Source organism: Paenibacillus sp. FSL R5-192 (assembly GCF_000517845.1).
Taxonomy (GTDB): domain Bacteria; phylum Bacillota; class Bacilli; order Paenibacillales; family Paenibacillaceae; genus Paenibacillus; species Paenibacillus amylolyticus.
This window is the reverse complement of sequence record NZ_ASPR01000036.1, coordinates 1-274: the sequence shown is the minus strand read 5'-3', so window position 1 is coordinate 274 and position 274 is coordinate 1. Positions and strand designations below refer to the sequence as shown.

General features: G+C 56.9%; 3 tRNA genes. All 3 read right to left on the bottom strand.

Annotated elements, in window-relative coordinates:
* Nucleotides 1-3: 3 nt before the first annotated feature.
* A tRNA-Asp gene (locus C161_RS19310) sits at nt 4-81 on the bottom strand.
* A 27-nt stretch (nt 82-108) separates the two neighbouring features.
* A tRNA-Met gene (locus C161_RS19305) sits at nt 109-182 on the bottom strand.
* Between the two features lie 16 nt (nt 183-198).
* A tRNA-Val gene (locus C161_RS19300) sits at nt 199-274 on the bottom strand.

The following is a 274-nucleotide window of genomic DNA, read 5'->3' as shown; positions in this document are numbered from 1 at the left end:
AAATGGCGGAACCGACGGGATTCGAACCCGCGATCTCCTGCGTGACAGGCAGGCATGTTAGGCCAACTACACCACGGTTCCAGATCACTTTCTCAAAGGAAAGTATAATTGCGGGGGCAGGATTTGAACCTGCGGCCTTCGGGTTATGAGCCCGACGAGCTACCGGGCTGCTCCACCCCGCGTCGTTATAAAGTTATATGGTGGAGGCTGAGGGGATCGAACCCCCGACCCTCTGCTTGTAAGGCAGATGCTCTCCCAGCTGAGCTAAGCCTCC